The organism is Nonlabens ulvanivorans, assembly GCF_000732625.1.
GTDB classification, from domain to species: Bacteria; Bacteroidota; Bacteroidia; order Flavobacteriales; family Flavobacteriaceae; genus Nonlabens; species Nonlabens ulvanivorans.
The window spans coordinates 909,945-935,582 of the sequence record NZ_JPJI01000032.1; the positions used below are offsets into that span (position 1 = coordinate 909,945).

The window sequence follows — 25,638 nt, forward strand, 5'->3', positions numbered from 1 at the left end:
ACGATAATTGTTAACCATTAAACAATCAGATTTAGATAATCTCGCTATTGCAAAAGCTTAAAATACAATCTTATGAAAATCTTAAAAACTCTTATCGCATGTTTACTTCTTATTGCTTGCACTACTGATGACGCACCGCCTCAAGAAAGTTTATTACCACCCATCACCATGACAGGAGAAAACACATTTGGTTGTTTGATTGATGGGGAATTCTTTAAACCTAGAGATGGGCAATCTACAATTAATAGTGAAAATAAGGGATTGCGTGTAGTGCAAACCGAAACAGATAATTGGGAAATTCATGTATTTGATCGTAAGAGTAATAAAACTAAATCATTATATATTCATTTGGAAGACTATTTCATTAACAAGGAAGGAAGATATGAAATTGGTGCTGCAAATGGTTTGAGAGGAGTCGATGGGCCAAATAATAATTATTTATACGGTAGCTTTTGGAATTCGGCTATAGGAGACTATTCAAACTACCATTCATTTGAAGGCTCTGGTTCAATTGAAGTAATTGAAGACAATCAGGATTCAGGGAATTTCTATATTATTTCAGGAGTATTTCAGGCTAAGCTGTTGAATATAGAGAACCCAATGGATAGTTTAATTATCAGTCAAGGACATTTTGATATAGAGTCAATTTCATTGCAAAGCACAAGTTTTGATTAAAACAAGACTGCTGCTGTAACGGCAGTCTATAAATATTTAACCGTAACACAATAATTATTAACTATTAAACAATCAAATTTAGATAATCTCGCTTTTGCGAAATCTTAAAATACAATCTTATGAAAACACTACTTATCATCATCGCTATACTATTAACAGTTTCTTGCAGTACAGATGATACACCATCTCAAGAAAGTTTATTACCACCCATCACCATGACAGGAGAAAACACATTTGGTTGTTTGATTGATGGTAAGTTTTTTAGACCTCGTGATGGAACAGGTACTTTTAATTCAGAAGATAGAGGTTTGAAAGTCATTGGAGGCGGTAATCAAAGTATTGAATTTGATGCAACGGATTTTAAAAGTAATAAAACGGCTTCAATTCTAATTCACTTGGAAGATCTCATTCAAACGGGAGAAGGTAGTTACCGATTAGATAGTTCAAATGGTTTAAGAGGATTGGATGGTAACAGTAATAACTATATGCATTGCATAATTTGGGACGATAATTTACAATCATACCAGCAATATCTATCGTATGACGAATCTGGAATAGTTTTAATAACAAAATTAGATGTCATTCAGAATGTACAAACAATTTGGTCTGGAACATTTCAAGGTAGTTTAGTTCGTTTTGATAATCGAAATGATACGATTAGAGTCTCACTAGGTAGATTTGACCTTAAAACTCCTCAGCTATCCAGCGTTTCCTTTCCATAAAACAAGACTGCCGCTGTAACGGCAGTCTATAAATATTTAACAGTAACACAATAATTATTAACTATTAAACAATCAAATTTATGAAAAGATTTATTCTTAGTATAGGAATGCTATTATTTCTATACAATGCAACGGCACAAGAATCTGAGCCTACACTAGATGATGCCTTAGAAAATGTAGATCAAACTGATGTCACTAGTGGTATTATCTATGAACGGGTTTTTCAATTTGCAAACCTTTATAATTTTAATAGGGAAGAAGGCTTTGATACAGCAACTTATGACTACTTCCAGAAAGCCTTAAGTGAGATACATCGTGCTAGTAACGAGCAACTGTTTATGAGCCGCTCAAGCTTATTAAGCCAAATTAAACAGGAAAATACAGGTATTGTGCCTTTAGGGATACTCAATACCGATTTTCAACTACTCAATTACCGTGAGGAAGATATTGAAAACAGTGGTCTAACTTATGATGAAGAAGCTAATGAGTTTACTCAAATTTCAGGGAGACCAGCTTTTTACACGCTACATACTACCGTTATCGCGCCACTAGATCAAGCGGTTAAAGGTTCTGGGATTACTTTTAAAATTGATCCTGCTTATATCTTTGAAAATCAACAACAGCGTATTAAAAAACTGACGGCCGATTTTGGGGATGGAATTACAAGGGAGATCATATCTGATTTTCAATTACAATCTCAACAAATCACGGTTAATTTCAATAGTGATGGTGATAAAATTGCTACTTATGAAATTACCTATGAAGATGACAGCAGTATTAACACCCAATCCAGTATTTATTTTAAATATGAACCTACAGTGGTACCTAAAGGGTTAACTCCATTTTGTGCAGGAGCCACTTTTAAAGAAAACGGTACAATCATAGCTGATGAGACATTTACAGGCTATGCTGCTGGTGATCCTACGATTAAGGCAGAGATTGAATATCGTATTTTCTTTTCTCAAAATGATGGAGGAAATAATCAATTAGACAATCCTATTATCATTCTAGACGGTTTTGATCCAGGAGACAAACGTAAGATTGAGGACTGCGATTGTGAGCAAGATGAAGATTGTGTTGAGGCTAATAAAGAAAACGGACAGTTCAATCGAGCTTTGCACGATAGTATGTATGATTTTCAAACATATTATGATGAAAATAATATAGAACAAAATGCACTTATGACATTAAGAGAACAAGGTTTTGATGTCATAATGGTCAACCATCCTACTTATGAAACTACAGATTTAAGTACAGGTCAAACGGTAACTATAGATGGTGGTGCTTATTATATAGAGAGTAATGCACTGGCACTGATTAAGTTAATTAAACAAACTAATGGGATTGCAAGAGGTATTAATCCTGACGCTACGCTTAAAATAATAGGTCCTAGCATGGGTGGGCAAATCTCTAGATATGCACTAGCTTACATGGAACATAAAGAAGAAGTAACTGGTAATAGTGCTTTGTGGGATCACAATGTATCACATTGGGTAAGTGTGGACAGTCCACATCTAGGAGCAAATATCCCATTGGGAGATCAGGCGTTAATTTACTTATTACGCAATCAATCTCCTTCCGCATCTGACTTTTATTATAATCAATTAGGTAGTCCAGCTGCATTACAACAGTTGATTGAGCAACATCGCAGTCCTATTCCAGCATTTGGTTATTCTGGATTGCCTTATCCCGATGAGTCTCAAGTTATAGATGAATTACTAGATGCAAGAACTATTTTACAAGGTTTTAATGAAGATAGAGGAAGTAGTTATTTTCAAACCCACTATAATAATCAAAATGTTAATGGTGTTTCAGGATCAAATGGGTTTCCAGTAAAATCTATTAATTTATCGTTAATTAATGGTTCGTTATCTGGTAGTAAACTCACAGATTTACAGACCCAGCAAGGACAATTAACCTATGCAAATGACGGAGAAAAAGTATTAGGAATAAAAACATTTGCAAGAGTTAGGATTAATCTTCCTTTAGGTAATATAGTATTTAGAACTCATATAGCGACATTAGATTCTCATTTTATGCCATCAAATGGTAATAGCAATAGAATAGCAAAGTTTTATAAAATACCACAAAATCATATTACTTCAGCAACTAATTCAAACGATCGAGGCGTTATGGATAATGTGCCTGGAGGATATTTTGGTGCTCAACAAGACCTTGCCGATGCTGTTTTGGATGGAGATAATCCAGTTAGTCTAGATACAAGATTTCCATCAGGGACATTTATGGATGATATATTAGGCTGGACTAGTAATATATTTGGTGTTTCAGTTTTAGGCGATGTTCAAGTACGCAAGAACAATCCAGTTCATTCATTTATACCATCATTTTCGGCGATGGCACATCTCAATCCAGATCAAAACTGGAATAATCCTTTAGATTATAACTTGACTTGTGATTCTAATGTATTAACACCATTTGATAGTTATTATGGAGAAGATTTAAACACACGTCATACTAGTTTTAATAATAATAGTGTTCAATGGTTGATTGCAAACTTAGCAGTCACAGACGTAAATAATATTTTAAAACCAGAATACCCAGTGGATATAAATGACCTTTTAGGTCCAAGTGAAATCTGTGTAGGTGAAACAGTAACTTTTTCTTTTGAAAATCCATGTAAACTGTTAGATGCATCATTTTTTTACTCTTCTGGTGGACTTAATGTTATTTCTCATACTAATGGCTCTGTTACGGTCACAGGTACAGATGATGGTCCGGCAGAAATAATATTGAGAAGAGCAAATGGAGAAACGCTTAGAAAACCCATTTATGTAGGAGCACCACAAGCTGGCGGTACGCTATTAGAGGTTGACCCTAGTTTACTATTATCACTTTCTTTTAATAGTAATACATTGTCATACTGCACTACAACTGGAGTAAAAATTATCGACTGGCCTAATTTAGAACAAGTAGATAACATTGAAATGAGAAAAATCACTGGGCAGTCTGATTGGGATGGTGAGTTTAGATCTGGTAGAGATTTAACTGCGGTCATCTACTCAAATTGTAACGAAGTGTTTGAATTTGAAGTACGAGCAGAGAATGAATGTGGCTGGTCTGATTGGGAATATTTTAATGTAGATATTACGGGATGTACCAGCAATTGTCCACCACCTTCAAATACTACAAATATGGTTACTAATAATTTTGTAATCTCACCAGTTCCTGCAGATACTGACCTTGCTATTGATATGATACAAGATCCAGAGTGGACTTTTTATACATTAGGCTGTAGTGATGGTATTACAGATCTTGATGGAAATACGAACTGCCCTACTTACGTAGGAGTAAAACTTTATGACTTTAGTGGGACACTAGTGCTTAATAAACCAGCACATCAACTAGGCTCTGCGATAGACGTTTCTGCATTGGTTCCAGGGACTTATGTCATGCATATTACTCACGCAGGTCTATTAGAAACTTGTCAAATACCTATTAATTAACAAGTCATTAATAATAAAAAGCATTAATTACATCCATAATTTAACTATTATGGATGTTTTTTATTGCACCTTTTCGCGCAAGCACAATTCACACAATTTTCACGAACACAAAAAACCCATGTGAACATTATAACTTACTTTTGTTTTTGGACTAAAAATAACCCAGTTATTTATGAGTAAAGATAGCAAGAGACGTGAAGCACTTGTGTACCACGCAAAGCCTACACCAGGTAAAATAAAAGTAGTTCCTACTAAGAAGTATAGTAGCCAAAGGGATCTCTCACTGGCCTACAGTCCAGGCGTAGCAGAGCCATGTCTTGAAATAGCAAAGGATAAAGCAAATGTTTATAAATACACTACAAAAGGGAACCTAGTAGCTGTTATAACTAATGGTACGGCAGTTCTAGGTCTAGGAGATATAGGTCCAGAGGCTTCTAAACCAGTTATGGAAGGTAAAGGTCTTCTTTTTAAGATTTTTGCAGACATAGACTGTTTTGACATTGAGATCGATACTAAAAATGTTGAAGAGTTTATTCAAACGGTAAAAAACATTGCGCCTACTTTCGGAGGTATTAATCTGGAAGACATTAAAGCGCCAGAGGCTTTTGAAATCGAAAAGAGATTAAAAGAGGAGCTGGATATTCCAGTAATGCACGATGATCAACATGGTACAGCTATTATATCTAGTGCAGCATTATTGAATGCTCTAGAGATTGCTAACAAGAAAATTGAAGATGTAAAAATTGTTATTAGTGGTGCTGGTAGTGCCGCAATCTCTTGTACAAATCTGTATGCAAAACTAGGTGCTCGTAAAGAGAATATCCTCATGTTTGATGTAGATGGGTTGATTACAACCTCTCGAACAGATTTAGGTCCTGAACAAATGGAGTTTGCTAGAGATATGGATCCCATTACGTTAGTAGATGCATTTAAAGGAGCAGATGTTTTTCTAGGATTATCTGTAGGTAATATAGTGTCGCCAGCCATGTTGCTGGATATGAATGAAAATCCTATCGTGTTTGCAATGGCAAATCCGAATCCAGAGATTGAATATGATACAGCGATAGCTACTCGCGAAGATTTAATAATGGCAACAGGTCGTAGCGATCATCCTAATCAAGTAAATAACGTTTTAGGTTTTCCATTTATTTTCAGAGGTGCATTAGACGTGCGCGCTTCTAAGATTAATGAAGAAATGAAGTTAGCAGCTTGTCATGCCATTGCACAGCTAGCAAAAGAGCCAGTACCAGAGCAAGTTAACATTGCTTATGGTGAGACAAAGCTCAACTTTGGTAGAGAATATATAATTCCTAAGCCTTTTGATCCACGATTGATTTCTACTATTCCACCAGCGGTGGCGAGAGCGGCAATGGAAAGCGGTGTGGCTATGGAACCTATACAAGACTGGGAGAAATATGAAGATCAGTTGTTGTCTAGAATGGGATCAGATAATAAGCTTATCCGTTTAATATTAAACCGTGCCCGTACTAATCCTAAGCGTATTGTTTTTGCTGAGGCTGATAATCTAGATGTCATAAAAGCAGCGCAAATAGTACATGAGGACGGAATAGCAATTCCGATATTACTTGGTAGACGTGATGTGATTGAAGAGTTGATGACAGAAATTGATTGGGATGATAAAATTTTAATTATCGACCCAAAATCTGATGAAGAGAAACCACGTAAAGATCGATACGCAAACGAGCTATGGCAAATGCGCGCTCGTAAAGGTGTGACAGAATTTGATGCTGGGAAATTAATGAGGCAGCGTAACTACTTTGCTGCAATGATGGTGAAACTAGGTGATGCAGATGCTGTTATCACTGGTGTTGCGCAATCTTTTCCTATATCTGTTAAGCCTATGATGGAAATCATAGGTAAATCTCCTGGAGTACAAAAAGTCGCTACCACTAATTTAATGATTACAGAGCGTGGACCTATGTTTGTCTCAGATACGTCGATTAATATTAACCCAGATGCTACAGAGCTTGCAAAAATTGCTCAAATGACAGCACGTACCGCTCGTATGTTTGGGATTGATCCTGCAGTCGCAATGATAAGCTATGCAAACTTTGGTTCTTCAGATCATCCTCATGCCCGCAAGGTGACTGAGGCCGTTAATTACCTACATAGATACTATCCAGATATCACTGTTGATGGAGAGATTCAAGCAGATTTTGCTTTAAATCCAGAACTTCTTAAAAAGAAATTTCCGTTTTCTAAGCTGGCTGGTAAAAAAGTAAATACACTTGTTTTCCCTAATCTAGAAAGTGCAAACTCGACTTATAAGTTGATTAAAGAGCTTTATAATACAGACTCGATAGGTCCTATAATGATGGGAATGCAAAAGCCGGTTCATATCCTACAGCTTAATGCGAGTGTAGATGAAATTGTAAATATGGCAGCAGTAGCTGTGATCGATGCACAGCAAAAGGAAAAGCACGAACAAAAGAGAGAACAAGCCACTGGAAATAGCGCTAATCAAGGTGTGTTTTAGTACCCTTAAATTTATTACATTTGATGCTTTAACTTAAAATTAAGGAATGATAGCGCAGTTGCAAGGAAAGCTGGTGGAAAAAAATCTTACAGATGTAGTCATAGACTGCGGTGGTGTAGGATACTTTGTTGAGATATCGCTTCATACATATTCGTTAATTCCAGATGGTGAATTAATTAAATTATTCACTTTTATGCAAGTAAGAGAGGATTCTCAACGTCTATTTGGCTTTATGGAAAAGTCAGAGCGTGAGGTTTTCAAGCTATTGTTGTCGGTATCAGGAATAGGAGCGAGTACAGCACGTACTATGCTATCTAGTTTAGAACCACGGCAAATTGCACAAGCTATTGCTTCTGGTGATGTACGTACCATACAGAGTGTTAAGGGAATAGGGGCAAAAGGTGCACAGCGTGTTATACTAGATTTAAAAGATAAAATATTACAAGTATTAGAAGGAGAAGATATTTCTCTTCATTCGAGCAATACTGGACGCGATGAAGCGTTATCTGCACTAGAAACGCTAGGTTATTTACGTAAGCAAGCGCAAAAAGTGGTGGATAAAATATTGGCTAGCGAGCCAGACGCCACAGTAGAAAAATTAATAAAAGGCGCTTTAAAACAGCTGTAAGATTTGAAATATAGTTCTCTTCAACTTTTCAATAAGTATGTAGCATTCATTGGATGTTTTTTGATATTCGCTTTCGCGAAAGCGCAACAAACACCACCTACGACCGCACAAGACAGTACTAAGACTGGTGTGATTATAGGAGATATTGATTTGCCAGATCCGCCTAGCATTGTTACTCTTTACACTTATGATCCGGACTTAGATCGATATATCTATAAGAGTGAATTCAATGGTTTTCAAATAGGATACCCTTTCATGTTAACGCGTGATCAATATCTAGATCGTGTGATGAAAGAACGCATGACCCAGTATTTTAAAGATAAAGCGGCTGCTATTGCTGGTAAAACAGAAGCAGATAAAGAAAAGCAAAAGAACCTATTACCTAATTTTTACGTCGATTCAGACTTGTTTGAAAGTATTTTTGGTGGTACTGAGATATCGGTAGTACCGCAAGGATCTGTAGAAGTTGACTTAGGGATGTTGTTTAATAAATCAGACAATCCTAGTTTTTCACCACGTAATAGATCCAATGCTACTTTTGATTTTAATCAACGTATCAATCTTAGTTTAGTTGGGAAAGTAGGGACGCGTTTAAATGTGAACGCTAACTATGATACACAAAGCACTTTTAACTTTCAAAATCAGATCAAGCTAGATTATACACCTACAGAAGACGACATATTACAAAGTATTGAAGTCGGTAATATTAGTATGCCTTTAAACTCCACATTAATACGTGGTGCTCAGAGTCTGTTCGGTGTTAAGGCTGAATTGCAGTTTGGTAAAACCAGGATAACAGGTGTGTTCTCAGAACAGCAATCAGAATCTAGAACAGTGCAAGCCGCAGGTGGTGCGTCTGTTAATGATTTTGACTTTTTCTCATTAGATTATGATGAGAATAGACATTATTTCCTGTCCCATTACTTTCGTGATAACTATGATGAAACGTTAGCTAATTACCCTTTCATCAATACAAATATTCAAATCACTAGAGCTGAAGTTTGGATTACAAACCGTGGTAATCGAACACAAGATGTTAGAAATTTAGTAGCGATTCAGGATATAGGAGAATCTGATCCTGCTAATATTGGATTGGGTACTATACCTGGTGGTTTTATAAATGCCGCGGCTGGTAGTTTTCCGTCAAACGAAAATAATGACTTCAATCCTCGAGGAATAAATGGAGCAGCGCAGTCCATTTTAACAGATGCGATTAGAGATATCTCGACAGTACAATCTGGTTTTGGCGGTGCTCAAGTTAATGAGGGATTTGATTATGTAACTCTAGAGAATGCAAGAAAGCTTACAGAAAATGAATATACCTTAAATACCCAATTAGGTTATATATCTTTAAGACAACGATTAAATAATGATGAAGTTCTGGCAGTGGCATTTCAATATACTGCTGGAGGAAAGGTTTATCAAGTAGGTGAGTTTGCAAATGATGGTGTGGTAGCAACAGATGTTATAGACTCTACTGACCCGACTCAAATTGCAGTGAATAATCAGAACCTAGTTGTTAAATTATTGAAGAGTAATTTAACGAATGTCAGTGAGCCTATTTGGGATTTAATGATGAAGAACATCTATAATTTGGGCGGTTCTCAATTGTCTCAAGAAGATTTCAGAATGAATATCTTTTATCAGTTCCCACCAGAGTTGAATTATATAACACCTGCAGCGCCTACACTTGCAAATCCAGTTGCAGAACCGTTGCCAGTAGACGTTGATCAAACGACTTTAATTAAGGTATTTAATTTAGACCGATTGAATCAGCAAGGTGATCCGCAACCAGATGGTGATGGTTTCTTTGATTTTATACCAGGACTGACTATTGATCAAGAAAATGGGCGTATTATTTTTACAACGGTAGAACCATTTGGTAATTACCTGTTTAATAAGTTGGATAATACTCCAGGAACAGGATTAGAAGATTATGATCAACCTACTTCATATAATGCAAACCAAGCAAAGTATGTTTATCGTGACATGTACGTCACCACAAAAGCGCAAGCACTGCAAACTGCAGATAAGAATAAGTATTTAATTAAAGGACAATATAAAGCAACTGGTAGAGAAGGAATCCCTATCGGTGCCTTTAATGTGCCTCGAGGTTCTGTAACGGTAACCGCTGGTGGTAGAACATTACAAGAAGGAATCGATTACTCTGTCGATTATCAAGGTGGTCGTGTGATTATACTAGATCAAGCGTTGTTGAATTCAAACACACCAATACAAGTTTCTACAGAAAATAATTCTGTATTTAATCAGCAAACCAAACGATTTACCGGTATCAACGTAGAGCATAGGTTTAGTGAAGACTTTATTCTAGGTGGAACTTTTTTAAATTTAAAAGAGCGACCTATAACTCAAAAATCTACTTATGGATTTGAACCTATTAATAATACCATTGTAGGCGCTAATTTTATATACAACACTCAAGTGCCGTTCTTAACTAGAATGGTTAACAAATTACCTAATATCGATACTGATGTGGAGTCCAGTATATCTCTACGAGGTGAATTAGCTTATCTTTTTCCGGGATCACCAGCAGGTGATGATTTTGAAGGACAAGCATCAGCCTATGTAGATGATTTTGAAGGTTCTCAAACTTCAATAGATATTTTATCGCCTTTTGCATGGTCATTAGCCAGTGTTCCTCAAGCGTTTGAAGGGTCAGGTTCTACATCAAATGCACTAGCTTATAATTTTTCTAGAGCACAATTGTCATGGTATACAATCGACCCTATATTTTATGGAACACAACGACCAGCAGATATTACAGATGATGATATCTCTGACCCTAGAACACGTCGTGTTTTTATAGAAGAACTATTTCCTAATGTTGATTTACAGCAAGGGCAACAGCAAGTTATAAATACACTAGATTTAAATTATCTTCCATCTCAACGTGGTCCTTATAACTATAATCCTGCAGCGGCAGGAAGTAATATTTTACCTAATCCAGAAGACAACTGGGCAGGTATTATGAGGCAATTCTCTAGTACGGATTTTGAACAGACTAACGTTGAGTATATTCAATTTTGGGTGATGGATCCTTTTGTTTATGATCCTACAAACGCTGGAGGAACTATATCGATTAACCTAGGTAGTATAAGTGAGGATATTCTAAAGGATAATCGCAAGCAATATGAAAATGGTTTGCCTGATGACGGTAGCACCACACTTACAAATGCAACAGATTATGGTAAGGTGCCAGTGAATCAATCCTTAGTTTATGCTTTTGATACTGATGGAGCGCAACGAACTAATCAAGATATAGGTCTTGATGGATTAAATGATATTGAAGAGAATACACAATTTGGAGCATTTGGACCTGATGATCCTGCTCGTGATAATTATGAGTACTTTCTAGCAACAAGTGGAGATATCGTCACACGATATAGAAGATATAATAATACACAAGGTAACTCGCCTACAGAAGTAACCCAAGACGATCGTGGAGCAACGACGTTACCAGATGTAGAGGATATTAACAGAGATAACACTATGAATACTATAGATAGTTATTTTGAATATGATATACCGGTTGACCCAACTAGAATGACTGTTGCTACTAATGAGTATATATTCGATACCAAAGAGGTTCAGACTACTTTACCTAATGGGAATACTATAGATACACGTTGGGTTCAATTTAGAGTTCCTTTAAGTGATCCTAACCGAGAAGTTATAGGTGGTATCAACGATTTCAGAGCTATACGTTTTATGAGAATGTACTTAACTGATTTTAATCAAGAAACCTTACTACGTTTTGGTTCCATGGATTTAGTACGTGGTGATTATCGTCGTTATACTGCAACATTAGAAGAGGATCTAGATGATCCTAGTGATGACGGAACTGTGTTTGAAGTCGAAGGAGTTAATATCGAAAATAATGAATCACGTCAACCGATTCCATATAGACTGCCACCTGGAGTTGAGCGTGAAGAATTAAGAACTCAAAATCAAAATATCAGACAAAACGAGCAATCTCTTGCCTTAAGAGTTTGTGGTTTAGAATCAGAGGATGGACGTTCTGTATTCAAGAATATAAGAATCGATATGCGACAGTATGAAAACTTGCGCATGTTTGTCCATGCAGAATCATTAGTAAACGAGGTAGCTATAGGTGACGATGAATTAGAGGCGTTTATTAGAATAGGTATTGATTATACAGATAACTATTATGAAATAAGGTTGCCGTTAAAACCTACTGCCTTTGGCACTACTGTAAGAGAAGAGATTTGGCCAGAAGCAAATGAGTTTAATATTGACCTTTCTTTGCTTCAAGAAATTAAAGCACGTGTTTTAAGTAACCCTTCATTAAATATTTCTGAAGTAAACTTCTTTGATGAGTCGACTCTTACTGATGCAACTGCAGCAAACCTTAATCAACATAAATACGGTATAAAAGGTAATCCTAACTTTGGAGATGTAAGAGCAATGATGATCGGTGTACGTAATGCTAGTACAAATGATATTTGTGGTGAAGTCTGGTTTAATGAAATGCGTTTATCAGGTTTAAAGAACCAAGGTGGATATGCAGCAGTGATGAACATGGATGCAAATATTGCAGATTTTGCAAGCGTAAGTGCTACAGGTAGGAGAAGCACTATCGGCTTTGGAGCTATTGAACAAGGTCCTAATGAGAGAGATCGAGAAAATGTAACTCAATATGATGTCACTACTAATCTTAATTTAGGTCAGTTACTTCCAGAAAAATGGGGTGTTAAATTGCCATTCTCTTATAGTATAGGAGAAGAAACTATAACGCCACAATTTGATCCACAATTTGAAGATATCGAATTGGAGACAAGGCTAGATAACGCTAATAGTGATGCAGAGCGCGATATCATTAGGGAACAATCTGAAGATTATACCATGCGTCAAAGTGTAAACCTTATAGGTGTCCGTAAAGAACGCACTGGAGATTCAAAGCCTATGCCTTATGATATCGAGAATTTCACCTTTTCAGGTTCTTATAACCAGACAGATCAACGCAATTTTGAAATTGAGAAATTTCAGGATCAATCCGTTAATGTAGGAACAACATATAATTATGCGTTTCCTAAAGCAGAAGTAGAGCCGTTTAAAAAGTTAGTAGGCGATAATAGTTATTTAAAATTCTTGAAAGATTTTAATGTAAATCTATTACCTAATAGTTTTGCTGCCAGCGGTAATATTTTAAGACAATACAATACACAGAAGTTTAGAGACCTTCAACTGGATACCAACCCAGTAGATACTGATGGTGATGGGATTCCTGATGCTCAAAATATTACTATAGATCCATTGTCTAATCGCAATTATACCATGAATCATCAATATGCCATCAATTGGGATATTACAAAATCTTTACAATTCAATTTATCTGCAAATAATGATCGCGTTATACGCAGTTACATTAATGATGATGATTCAATCGATGAAAGTTATGGGATATGGACAGACTTTTTAGATGAAGGTATTCCTAACTCACACTCACAGCAACTTCAAGCAACCTATAAATTGCCACTAGATAAGTTTCCGTTTCTCGCTTTCGCGAAAGCGAGCTACACTTACACCGCAGACTTCAACTGGCAACGTAACTCACAACAATTTGCGCAGCTAGACGGGATTCCTGATTTAGGAAACACAGTTCAAAATGCAAACACACACCGCATAAACACAACGCTAGATTTAGATAAATTATACAAATATGTAGGGCTTGAAAAAGTCAAGTTTGGTCCTGTTGCTAATAGGGCTCGTAGCCGTAATAATACAAGGTCTAGAAACGCAAGACCATCAACGCCAGGTGCAGCAAATGCACAGGATGAAAAAGATAAAACGCCGAAGAAAAATTTTGGTAATAAGGCTTACAACACATTAATCGGTATTGCTACCTCTGTAAAAAGAGCGCAAATTAACTACCAAGAAAACAATGGTATATTTTTACCAGGTTACACGCCAGCTATTGGATTTATAGGTACTTTAAAGCCAACAACTGGATTTACATTTGGGTCTCAAGCAGAGATTAGAGATATTGCTGCTAGAAAAGGATGGTTAACTTTATTTCAAGATTTTAATCAACAATACAGCGAGGTTGAAAGCCGTCAATTAGATATTAATGTCAACGTTGATTTATTGAAAGATTTAAAAATTGATTTGGTTGGAAATAGAGCGTATCAAGAAACCTATACTGAGAATTATCGTGTAGATCCAGAGAACTTAACTTATCAATCATTGACACCTAACACTTTTGGTAATTATAGTATTACTACAAACATGATAGGTACTGCCTTTAATAAAAGCACCATTAGTGAATCTAAGAATTTCGATAATTTTAGAAATAATAGACTTGTTATCGCTGAGCGTCTAGCAGAACAGTTTTATGGTAATACAACATATTCTCGTGACGCAGATGGTTATCCAGAAGGTTTTAGTAGGAATAGTCAAGATGTGTTATTGCCGGCTTTCCTAGCTGCATATGAAGGTCGAGATGCAAAAGATCAAAAGACGAGTGCTTTTAAGGATATTCCTTTACCTAATTGGACGCTTAAATACACAGGATTGATGAACCTTAAATGGTTTAGAAAAAGATTCCGTAGATTCTCCATAAATCATGGATATAGGTCTAGTTATACAATCAATCAATTTCAAACAAATCTAGATTACTCTCCTGGTAATAGGAATTTAACCTATAGTGATCAAAGTCCTGATGCTTTAAACCAGACAGGAGACTTTAAGTCGCGTAATCTCTTTTTCAATGTCAACTTATCAGAGCAGTTCAGTCCGTTAATTAAATTGGACTTTGAGATGAAAAACTCTGTGTCGATTGCAGCAGAGGTAAGAAAAGATAGAGTCGTTTCTTTAAGTTTTGATAATAATTTATTGACTGAAATAAATGGTAACGAATTTATTCTAGGGTTAGGTTATCGTATCAAGGATCTCAAGTTTAAAACTAATGTCGGTGGACGCAGTCAGATCATTAAAAGTGATTTAAACATGCGACTAGATGGCTCTGTAAGGGATAATGTAACTATCATTAGATATTTAGATCTAGGAACCGAAGAAAATTTACAAAATGGAATTTTCACAGATGCTAGTCAGGCTACCGCTGGTCAGACCATATATGGTCTTAAATTTACTGCAGATTATAATTTAAGTCAGGCATTTACAGCCATATTCTATTATGATCATACATTCTCAGAATTTGCGATATCTACTGCTTTTCCACAAACTACAATAAGAAGCGGTATTACATTGAGATATACCTTTGGTAATTAGTAAAAAATCATTGCCTATATCTTTGAGAGATATCTTAAATTTACCACCATTAAAATAAAATTATGAATATCCCAGCAGAATTAAAATATACTAAAGATCACGAGTGGATTCGTATTGAAGGTGATACTGCCACTGTAGGTATTACTGACTTTGCACAAAGTGAATTAGGTGACATCGTTTATGTAGAGGTGGAAACCGTGGATGAAACGCTAGATGTAGAAGAAGTTTTTGGAACAGTAGAAGCTGTGAAAACAGTTTCTGATCTATTTCTACCATTATCTGGTGAGATCACAGATTTCAATGAGAAGTTAGAAGATGAGCCAGAACTAGTGAATTCTGATCCTTATGGAGATGGATGGATGATTAAAATGTCATTCTCTGATGCCTCTCAGTTAGACGCGCTTTTATCTGCTGAAGCTTATAAAGAATTAATAGGTGGCTAAATTATTCTACTGGATAGCGCCAGTTTATACTGGATTGATTATTTATTTTTCAATTAGTGATAGTCCAGCGCCTTCAGTGAATATAAATAACATAGATAAATTATACCATGGTGGTGCTTATTTTATAATGGCATTATTATGGTATTTTTTCTTTTACAGCAGATTCTTAACACAACAATCTCATTTTAAATTTACATGGAAGGATATGGTCACTGCATGGTCTAGGACTATTGCAATAGCGGCTGCTGTTTTTTCATTTTTAATAGGAGTTATCGTTGAGTTTGCACAAGAGTATATTGCTGTTAATCGAACTATGGATTTTATAGATGCAGTGGCAAATACTATTGGCATTATTCTTGCAATTACATTGATATGGTTGTTATCTAAAAGATTTAACACATATTCATGAAGAAACCTGTTCACATGTTTAGGTTTTTTATTTATTTTTAGCCTTCAAATTTTATCCTACTATGGAAATTAAGAAATCAGAATCATCAGATTTACGTACTAACATTAAATTGTACGTGTTAATGGGACTTGCCTTTATGTTATTATTATCATGGCAAGGTCTTGAATATGAAACAAAAGAAGTAACAGAAATTGAAGAGTATGTAGAGCCAGAAGCTTTTGTTGAAGAAGAAGAAGTGCCTATTACTATGATGTTGAATACACCACCGCCACCACCACCACCGCCACCAGCACCTGAAGTTCTTCAAGTAGTTGAAGACGAAGTGGAAATCGAAGAGGTTATCATTGAAAATACTGAAACGACCGAAGAAGAAGAGATCGTTGAGGTTGAAGAGGTAGCTGAAGAAGTAGGTGTTGTTGAAGAAATCGCTGAAGTTCCATTTGCTATCATTGAATCGGTACCAGTTTATCCTGGATGTGAGAAGATGAAAACTAATGAAGATCGTAAAAAATGTATGAACGAGAAAATCAAAAGATTTGTGGATAACAAATTTGATACTGGTCTTGCAAATGAATTGGGTCTAGAAGGTCGTCAAAAAATTACTGTACAATTTAAAATTGATTCAAAAGGTAATGTGGTAGGAGTTCAATCTCGTGCGCCTCACCCTAGATTGAAACAAGAAGCGGCAGATGTAATTAACAGTCTTCCTAAAATGACCCCAGGAATGCAGCGTGGTAAGGCAGTAACTGTAGTTTATGCATTACCTATTATTTTCCAAGTACAGGATTAAAGAAAAACCTTTTATCATATCAAAAGGCCGAGCATTTAATGTTCGGCTTTTTTTATGGTATGTTTCTTGAAGTGTTTTCATAATAACATAAAACCATTAATTATGAAAACTAATTTATTTAAAGAAGGTGCTGCAACACCTTCTAAGAAAGATCGTTTTGACAAAAAGAAAGTCAACGTTAAAGTTAATCCAGTTATTAACTTTCAAATAGGTCTGATAGCAGCCTTGTTGTTAGCTTTTGTGGTGATCGAACTCACTACTCAAACTGTAGAACCTGAAAGAGTCGTAGTTTTTAATACAGATATCGCAGATCCAGACTGGACTAATCCTACGTTTAGAATCGTACCTAACAAACCAAAGCCAGAGGTAGTTATAAAACCCAATAACGAATTACCACCAGTAGTCGTTCCAGATGACACACCTGATCCGGACCCAATTCCAGAAGAAAAACCTATTGAGCCTGTTGATACACCATCAGATAATACACCAGTTGACGACTCACCTAAAGAGAGTGCACCAGTAAAAACAAAAAAGCCGGCTCCTAAAACTTCAATTACTACGACTATGGATGGTGTCGATTCAATGCCCCTATATCCTGGCTGTGAATCATTAGATAATAATGTAGATCGTCGCAAGTGTTTTAATGATAAGATGCAACGGTTTGTACAACGTAAATTTAATAAAGGTCTTGCCGATGAATTAAATTTAGATGATGGTGAAATCGTTAAGATTGACATTTTATTTACCATTAATGAGAAAGGTCTACCTATAGATGTGAAAGTTAAAGCGCCACATGCTATTCTTGAAAAAGAGGCGTATCGACTCATAGGTAAACTGCCTAAAATTACACCTGGTAAAATAAATGGAGATCCGGTGAGTGTTTATTTTCATTTACCAATAAGATTTAAAATGAATAGATAATAACAGTTTTTTATTTATAAAAAAGTCACAGCTTGCTGTGACTTTTTCTATTTATATACTCCTATAAAACAAGTATCTTAGCCGCTTAATGCAGTGATTACAATGAAGAATCTATTTCTGATTATCAGTTTATTTAGTTTAGGAATCTTGACAGCTCAAAATCCAGTGGAAAAATTCCCATATTTTGAAGAGTGTAAAGATTTGCCTGTTAATGAATTAGAGGATTGTTTTTACAAAAACTTATATTCTTCTTTATATGAAAATTATAAGCATCCTCAGCAACTTCCATTAAATGCTGGTGAGAAAGTGACATTACGATTTGAAGTGAATCGTGAAGGTAGATTCATTCCCATTCGTTTTGATGCAGTTTATGCAGAGCTTACTACTGCAGTGAAAAATTCTTTTGAAAAGCTGCCGGTAATTGCAGCGCCTACTTATAATGGTAACCCTACATACATGCAATTTGTATTAAGAGTGCCAGTTCCCATGACACCTGATGGTTCTTTTCAGGTATTTAATGGTAAAGAGCAAGAAAATAGTGTGGTTAAAAAAAGTTCAAACGCTTTAGATAGTATCGCTTTCGCGAAAGCAAATGAAGAATATCCACAAATTATTTCAAATCAATATAATGGTCAACAGCTTAAGTCTAATGGGCTAATAGCACTATCAAACCAGCGATATCATCGATATGAAGCGGCTATGAATAGAATAGGGAATAACGCTCATACAGCCGTCAAACCTTATACGTTTTCTTATGTGGATCAATACTTTGATCTTGAGGCAGAGAGATCGTCATTAATGAAAGATGAATCTACGTGGCTAGGTAAAAAATGGTGGAATGAGCACTTTTTTGAATTGGCTGGTGATGATTATTGGTTTGTAATAGATCCAGGAGTTGACTTGCAAATAGGTAAGGATAGTGGTGATGATATTAATACTTTTAACAATACCAGATTGGTTAATGTTAGTGGTGGAATAGGTAAACAAATAACATTTGGCGCTAGTATTCAAGAAAGTCAAGGACGTTTTGCTGGCTATTTCAACAGAGAAATAGAAAGTCGTGCACCGGATGGTGGGAATCCGGGCATTGTGCCTGGACGTGGTATTGCAGAAGATGGTGGAGATACTATTTATGACTATCCAGTAGCTACTGGTTATATCAATTATAAACCTAGTAAGTACTTTGATCTTCAATTAGGTCATGGACAACATTTTATAGGTGATGGTTATAGATCTTTAGTTCTTAGTGATAATTCACAACCGTTTCCATATGCAAAAGTAAATGCTAAGTTTTGGAAGTTGGATTACACGGTTTTATACACATCTTTAAGAGATGTAAGATCTGAGGTAACTGCAGATGATTCTTTCCGTACAAAATTTATGGTGCATCATTATTTAAGTTGGAATGCTACAGAAAAGCTCAATATAGGGCTCTTTGAAAGCGTTTTGTGGCAAGATGATAATCAACGTGGCTTTGATTTCAATTACTTGAATCCTATTATATTTTATCAAGCCATTGAGCTGCAAACTGGCTCTCGTGGAGGAAATGCTTTAATAGGAGCCACAGCAAAGTATAAATTTACAGATAGAATTACAGGTTATGCACAGTTAGTATTGGATGAGTTTTCTGGAGCATCTGTAGTGAACGGTGATGGTAGTTATCAAAATAAAAGTGCATATCAGCTAGGTCTTAAATGGCAAAATGCATTTAAAGTAAAAGACCTAATGTTACAGGCAGAATATAACAGAGTACGTCCTTATACATACAGTCACAACACGGTAGTCCTTAACTATGCTAACAGTAATCAAGCACTAGCACATCCATGGGGCGCAAACTTTTATGAAACTACTTTCATAGGAAGGTATACTAAAGATAGGTGGTATGGTAATGCTCAATTCACGTTAGGTGAAAGAGGACTAGATATTAATGATGGGATTGATAACGCTTTTTATGGTGGCGACATATACCGTAGTGAAGATGATCGTATTGCTGATAATGGTAACGAGTTAGGTCAAGGAAACAGAGTAACTTTTATGTATGCACAGTTAGAAGCTGGTTATTTAATTAATCCAGCGAGCCAATTGAGGATTTATGGTCAGATCATTTATAGAGATTTTGATCCTCATTTTGAAATTGGAAATGTACAAGAACAAAATACGACATGGTTAAATATAGGGCTGCGCACTGATATTATGAACTGGTCTTTTGATCGCTAGATGATTTTCTAGCCTCAAAGATTTTTAAAAATATAAATGTAGACATGTTACGAGCTCGGTTTTTAGCAAGTTGTGCAATTTCTCCATGGAAATAGTTGTCAATCGTGTCAAACCACAATTGCAGCCATATTCCAAAGTGTTCCATCTCAATAGAATGATTAACTGCAGTATCAACCTCTTGATGCTTTTCAATAGGATTGCCATGATAGCTTTTTGCTCTTAATAAGCTAGTGTCCCAGAAATCAGTCAAGTGATTAAGATGTGCAGGCCAATCGTTGATTACACTATTAAAAATGGGGCCTAAATGCTCATTTTTACGAACCTTTTTATAGAACTCGTTAACTAGTAAAGCGATTTGTTCTCTAGAGTTAAGGAGCGATGTAGAGGTCATGATACAATGGTCGATTAAAAAGGTGAATAAACACTTTCAAAAGTAAGTTTAATAAAATGGTTTTGCTTTTTTTAAAGAGTCATTTATAAGAGCTATTTTTAAATAATAATTAAAAAATAAAAATATCATGGGTGGAATGATGGGTTACTATATAATCGGTGGAGCAGTTTTTTTACTGAGCATGTTTGTAAGTAACAAGCTTAAAAGTAAGTTTAAAAAATACTCTCAAATTCATTTAAAAAACGGTATGAGTGGTGCAGAAATTGCTCAAAAAATGTTAGATGATAATGGTATTACTGATGTTAAGGTAATATCTGTAAAAGGTCAACTAACAGATCATTACAATCCTTCTAATAAAACCGTAAATTTAAGTGAAGTTGTATACTCTGAACGTAATGCAGCAGCAGCAGCAGTTGCGGCACATGAAGTAGGTCATGCTATACAACATGCAACAGCCTATAGCTGGATAGGGATGAGGTCTAAGTTGGTTCCTGTAGTAAGCATTGCGTCTAAATATTCACAATATGTAATTATGGGTGGACTTGCACTAGCAGCGGCATCTGCCTTTGGTAGTACCGTACTCTTAATAGGTATTATTATGTATGCAGTAGGTACTTTATTTGCCTTTGTAACTTTACCAGTGGAGTATGATGCTAGTAATAGAGCACTAGCCTGGTTAGAGAATGAAAACATGTTGACTCAAGAAGAGCATGCCGGTGCAAAAGATGCCCTTAAATGGGCTGCGCGCACCTATCTAGTAGCGGCAATAGGCTCATTAGCAACTTTATTATATTTCATATCAATCTTTCTAAGAAGACGATAAATAAAACAGAATTTTATTAAAAAAGGAGGATGATTTAAAACCATCCTCCTTTTTATTTAATGTCACTTATAAACTTAAGGGATTGTATCCCAGATATTCTATTTCGCTTTCGCGAAAGCGTATTCCATAATCTTCCAGCTCTTTTAAAATAGGCTCGTAAATAGGCGCTGTAATAGGTATTTGTACTCCAGGTGAGGTGATCTCGCCATTTAAGATTTTAAGAGCGGCAATTGCAACAGGTAGACCAACTGTTTTTGCCATGGCAGTTTGCATATTGCCATCACCTAAACACACCATCGTACTGTCTATCTGCTTCTTTTCACCATTAATCTCATATCCAAATTTATGATACATAACAATCATATCTTTTTCTCCATCTTGAAGAGTCCATGAGTCTTCTAAGATTTTTTGTAAAATCTGTGCAGGTGTAGCTTCTTTTAATGCTACCATCTTAGTAGCATTAAATAAATCTAATTCTACTAATTTATTCCACATGATATCGTCTTGATCAATTTTTAGAACGTGACGCATTTTAAGTTCTGCAGAGTCTGTAGGTGAATATGGTAAAAAGCTATTCACAAAATCCCGGTAACTCATATTTTCAGAATCTTCAATGGTGTAAGTATCGTCAGTCATTCCTAATTGTACGAACATATTCCAAGCCTTGCTAAAACCTACACGACGCATGGTGCCTCGATACAATGTGAGGATGTCATCGAGTCCGTATACCGAACGGTATTTTAAACTATTACGATTAGCATAAGCTTCAAATCTACCATAGACATCTACATCTAGAAATTCTGTTCTTCTAAATAACTTATGGTATGGTATGTATTTGTATTGACCTTCCTGAATGAATTTTGCCGCACCACCTTGACCTGCGGTAACAACATTACGAGGATTCCAAGTGAACTTATAATTCCACAAGTTATCGTCATTTTCAGGGGCAACTAATCCACCGGTAAAGGACTCAAATAATAAGATTTTACCACCTTGTGATCTTATTCTATCTAGCACTTGCATGGCGCTCATATGGTCGATACCAGGATCAACACCTATCTCGTTCATAAAGACAAGATTTTTTTCTATAGCACTTTCATTTAAGGCTTGCATTTCAGGACTTACATAACTGGCGGTAACCATTGATTTTCCATAAGCAATGCAATCTCTCGCCACTTCAATGTGAAACCTTGCAGGCAACATTGATATAACTATCGATGCTTTTTTTATATAAGATTTACGCTGGTCTTCATTAAAAATATCTAGTTGAACAGCTTCAACATTTTTATGATTTTGGCCTAGTAATTTTGCTTGATCTATATTTTTATCTGCTATCAAGAGCTTTAAATTCTCTTCTTCTGATTTTTTTAAAAGGTAATCGACTAGCACTCCAGTTGATTTACCTGCTCCTATAATCAGTATATCACGCATATCTGTTGTAATTTTGAGGCAATTTAAAAGACTTCTTATAAATAGATATACAAATGGTTAAAAAGTTATTGATTGTAGGTATTATATATGCATTAACAGCTGTTGTTTTAGGAGCTCTAGGAGCGCATGCCTTAGAGAAATATCTAACAATCTACCAGTTGAAAAGTTTTGAAACAGGTGTACGTTATCAAATGTATCATGCCCTAGCACTTATATTATTAGCTTCTATTCCGCTTATAAGCGATAAGACTAAAAAAGTTGTTTTTTATTTATTTACCATTGGTGTTATTCTGTTTTCTATTAGTATTTACCTGTTAACAACTACAAACTTGTGGAACATTGATTTTTCTTTTCTCGGGCCAGTAACTCCTATAGGTGGATTGCTACTTATCTCTGGTTGGATTGTGCTTCTGTGGAAAATTATTTCAAATAATTCTGTTAATAGATAGGGAGAGAGATATATGATTTCTATTTTTGCATCCTAAACCTTAGCTAAACAAAAGGATAATCATGGGTTCAAATACCTTAGTTACGAAAACGATTTCGTTAGAAGAATGGGGAATTAAAAATTCCAAAATTAATTATCAACTACCACCAGCAGAGCTGCAAAAGATTAGTGTTGCTAGCTATGATGGTAAAGAAACCGCAAACGGCACACTCGCTGTTAACACCGGTGAATTTACTGGTAGATCGCCGATGGACCGCTTCATTGTAAGAGATGAGGTTACCGAGGACAAAGTCTGGTGGGGTAATATCAATATACCTTTTGAATCGGATAAATTTGATGCATTACTTCATAAAGTGACCTCTTACCTGGATGGTAAAGATGTTTTTGTGAGAGATGCGTATGCCTGTGCACATCAAGATTATAGACTCAATATTAGAGTCATTAATGAGTATCCGTGGTCTAACATGTTTGCTTATAATATGTTCTTAAGGCCAGAGAATGAAGAGTTAGAGAATTTCTCTCCAGAATGGACTGTTATAAATGCACCGGGATTTATGGCAGTACCTGATCAAGACGGTACAAGACAGCATAACTTTGCTATTCTTAATTTTTCTAGAAAGATTGCTTTAATAGGTGGAACCGGTTATACTGGCGAAATCAAAAAAGGAATTTTTAGTGCGCTCAACTTTATTTTGCCTGTGTATAAAAATACTTTGCCTATGCACTGTAGCGCAAACGTAGGAAAAGATGGAAGTACAGCCATCTTTTTTGGTTTAAGTGGTACAGGTAAAACAACTCTTTCTACAGATCCAGATCGAGCATTGATTGGTGATGATGAGCATGGCTGGACTTCAAATAACGATGTTTTTAATTTTGAAGGTGGTTGTTATGCAAAGGTGATAAATCTGGATGCAGAAGGTGAGCCAGAAATTTACAATGCTATTAAGCCTGGTGCGATTTTAGAAAATGTTATCTTGAACGCTGATAAAACAGTAGATTTTAAGGATACATCTATTACCCAAAATACGAGAGTAAGTTATCCTATCTTCCATATCGACAATATTAAGAAACCTTCTGTAGGAGATAATCCTAAGAATATTTTCTTCTTAACTGCAGATGCTTTTGGAGTATTGCCTCCTATATCTAAATTAACTCCTGGTCAAGCAGCATATCATTTCATTAGTGGTTATACTGCAAAAGTAGCAGGAACAGAAGCTGGTATTACAGAGCCAGTTCCTAGCTTCTCTGCTTGTTTTGGAGCCCCATTTATGCCTCTTCACCCTACAAAGTATGCTGAGATGTTGAGTGCGAAAATGAAAGAAACAGGTGTTAATGTATGGTTAGTAAATACAGGATGGACCGGTGGACCATATGGTGTTGGTTCGCGAATGAAGTTGAAATATACTCGAGCGATGATTACAGCAGCAATGGACGGTAGTCTAGAGGCTGCAAATAAGGACAATTATCACGTGCATTCTGTTTTTGGTGTTGCACAACCACGTACTTGTCCAAATGTCCCTACAGATGTTTTAAGTCCTAGAGCAACATGGAAAAATGATGAAGGTTATTATGAAACCGCATCAAAGTTGACTAATGCATTTAGAGATAACTTCAAACAATTTGAAGATTATGCTTCTTCAGAAATAATGGCAGGAGCACCACTGAAGTATTAATTGTATCAACTTTATTATATAAAAAAAGTCCCTTTATCTAAGGGACTTTTTTGTGTTTAAACATTACGCTTTCGCGAAAGCGTAATGTTATTTATCTTCTTTAATGTAATTTTCAATAGCCATAGTCATTGAAGGAGACTCAGGTGTAGGAGCTTGTATATCGATACGTAGTCCCATGTCCTCGGCAGTTTTCATAGTAGTATTTCCAAAAACAGCGATTCGTGTTTTATCCTGAGTAAATTCAGGAAAATTCTTAAACAATGATTCTATTCCACTAGGACTGAAGAATACTAAAATATCGTATTTCACGTCTGCTAGATCAGAAAGATCACTTATTACGGTACGGAAAAAAGTTCCCGAGGTCCACACTACTCCTAAAGCATCCATTTGTTCTGGTACTTCATCTTGAAGTTTGTCAGAACTTGGGATTAAAAACTTTTCGTTTTTATGCTTTTTAATAAGAGGAACTAGTTCTTTGAAGGTACGTTTACCAACATAAATTTTACGCTTGCGGTACACTACATATTTTTGCAAATAATAAGCAACAGCTTCACTTTGGCAGAAGTATTTCAACGAGTCTGGAATTTTATATCTCATTTCTTCGGCAACTCTGAAGAAATGGTCGACACTATTACGGCTAGTTAAAACAATGGCAGTGAACTTGCTAATGTCTATTTTTTGCTCGCGTACTTCTTTAGAAGGAACACCTTCTACATGTATAAACGAACGGAAATCTATCTTAACCTTAGTACGATCTACTAAAGTCTGATAGGGTGAATTTTCCATTTTAGGTTCAGGTTGGGAAACTAAAATTGTCTTCACTTTCATAGGCATTCT

The 25,638-nt window shown here is 35.8% G+C and carries 17 protein-coding genes; 14 read left to right on the plus strand and 3 right to left on the minus strand.

Annotated elements, in window-relative coordinates; all coding sequences use genetic code 11:
- Positions 1 to 72: 72 nt before the first annotated feature.
- From IL45_RS11200 to IL45_RS11250, 11 genes are all read left to right on the plus strand, one after another.
- Positions 73 to 675: a hypothetical protein gene (locus IL45_RS11200; RefSeq protein WP_036583921.1), complete on the plus strand. Its 603-nt coding sequence runs from the start codon at positions 73 to 75 to the stop codon at positions 673 to 675.
- Positions 676 to 794: 119 nt separating this feature from the next.
- On the plus strand, positions 795 to 1,397 hold the full coding sequence (locus tag IL45_RS14835; protein ID WP_051788718.1) for a hypothetical protein: 603 nt from the start codon (positions 795 to 797) through the stop codon (positions 1,395 to 1,397).
- Positions 1,398 to 1,477: 80 nt separating this feature from the next.
- On the plus strand, positions 1,478 to 4,861 hold the full coding sequence (locus tag IL45_RS11210) for a lipase family protein (RefSeq protein WP_036583924.1): 3,384 nt from the start codon (positions 1,478 to 1,480) through the stop codon (positions 4,859 to 4,861).
- Positions 4,862 to 5,033: 172 nt separating this feature from the next.
- Entirely contained in the window at positions 5,034 to 7,358 is a 2,325-nt protein-coding gene (locus IL45_RS11215) for an NADP-dependent malic enzyme (protein ID WP_036583927.1), read from the plus strand.
- Positions 7,359 to 7,404: 46 nt separating this feature from the next.
- Complete coding sequence (gene ruvA / locus IL45_RS11220) at positions 7,405 to 7,986, plus strand: Holliday junction branch migration protein RuvA (protein ID WP_036583929.1); 582 nt, start codon at positions 7,405 to 7,407, stop codon at positions 7,984 to 7,986.
- A 3-nt stretch (positions 7,987 to 7,989) separates the two neighbouring features.
- Entirely contained in the window at positions 7,990 to 15,255 is a 7,266-nt protein-coding gene (gene sov / locus IL45_RS11225; RefSeq protein ID WP_036583932.1) for a T9SS outer membrane translocon Sov/SprA, read from the plus strand.
- Positions 15,256 to 15,317: 62 nt separating this feature from the next.
- Positions 15,318 to 15,698 (plus strand): glycine cleavage system protein GcvH, encoded by a 381-nt coding sequence (gene gcvH, locus IL45_RS11230; protein ID WP_036583934.1) that lies wholly within the window; start codon positions 15,318 to 15,320, stop codon positions 15,696 to 15,698.
- Positions 15,691 to 16,107, plus strand: a complete 417-nt coding sequence (locus tag IL45_RS11235; protein WP_036583937.1) for a VanZ family protein — start codon at positions 15,691 to 15,693, stop codon at positions 16,105 to 16,107. The genes gcvH and IL45_RS11235 overlap by 8 nt, the downstream gene beginning before the upstream one ends.
- A gap of 61 nt (positions 16,108 to 16,168) precedes the next feature.
- A complete protein-coding gene (locus IL45_RS11240) occupies positions 16,169 to 16,897 on the plus strand; it encodes an energy transducer TonB (RefSeq protein WP_036583938.1) in 729 nt (242 codons plus the stop codon).
- A 102-nt stretch (positions 16,898 to 16,999) separates the two neighbouring features.
- Positions 17,000 to 17,818, plus strand: a complete 819-nt coding sequence (locus tag IL45_RS11245; protein ID WP_036583940.1) for an energy transducer TonB — start codon at positions 17,000 to 17,002, stop codon at positions 17,816 to 17,818.
- A 102-nt stretch (positions 17,819 to 17,920) separates the two neighbouring features.
- Positions 17,921 to 20,035, plus strand: coding sequence for a hypothetical protein (locus tag IL45_RS11250; protein WP_036583943.1), 2,115 nt, complete (start codon positions 17,921 to 17,923; stop codon positions 20,033 to 20,035).
- On the opposite strand, the gene IL45_RS11255 is transcribed toward IL45_RS11250, so the two are convergent.
- On the minus strand, positions 20,010 to 20,426 hold the full coding sequence (locus IL45_RS11255) for a group III truncated hemoglobin (protein ID WP_036583946.1): 417 nt from the start codon (positions 20,424 to 20,426) through the stop codon (positions 20,010 to 20,012). The genes IL45_RS11250 and IL45_RS11255 overlap by 26 nt on opposite strands.
- Positions 20,427 to 20,562: 136 nt before the next feature.
- Between IL45_RS11255 and IL45_RS11260 the strand changes: the two genes are divergently transcribed.
- Positions 20,563 to 21,249, plus strand: a complete 687-nt coding sequence (locus IL45_RS11260; RefSeq protein WP_036585298.1) for a zinc metallopeptidase — start codon at positions 20,563 to 20,565, stop codon at positions 21,247 to 21,249.
- Between the two features lie 66 nt (positions 21,250 to 21,315).
- Here IL45_RS11260 and IL45_RS11265 read toward each other — a convergent pair whose 3' ends face one another.
- The gene (locus tag IL45_RS11265) at positions 21,316 to 22,680 is read right to left on the minus strand and encodes a saccharopine dehydrogenase family protein (protein WP_036583949.1); all 1,365 of its coding nucleotides are present in this window, start codon (positions 22,678 to 22,680) and stop codon (positions 21,316 to 21,318) included.
- A 53-nt stretch (positions 22,681 to 22,733) separates the two neighbouring features.
- Here IL45_RS11265 and IL45_RS11270 point away from each other — a divergent pair, with 53 nt between their 5' ends.
- Both IL45_RS11270 and pckA read left to right on the plus strand, forming a co-directional pair.
- Positions 22,734 to 23,129, plus strand: coding sequence for a DUF423 domain-containing protein (locus IL45_RS11270; RefSeq protein ID WP_036583952.1), 396 nt, complete (start codon positions 22,734 to 22,736; stop codon positions 23,127 to 23,129).
- Positions 23,130 to 23,190: 61 nt separating this feature from the next.
- Positions 23,191 to 24,801, plus strand: a complete 1,611-nt coding sequence (pckA, locus tag IL45_RS11275; RefSeq protein ID WP_036583953.1) for a phosphoenolpyruvate carboxykinase (ATP) — start codon at positions 23,191 to 23,193, stop codon at positions 24,799 to 24,801.
- 87 nt (positions 24,802 to 24,888) lie between these two features.
- Here pckA and IL45_RS11280 read toward each other — a convergent pair whose 3' ends face one another.
- Entirely contained in the window at positions 24,889 to 25,629 is a 741-nt protein-coding gene (locus IL45_RS11280; RefSeq protein WP_036585301.1) for a uroporphyrinogen-III synthase, read from the minus strand.
- Between the last annotated feature and the right edge of the window lie 9 nt (positions 25,630 to 25,638).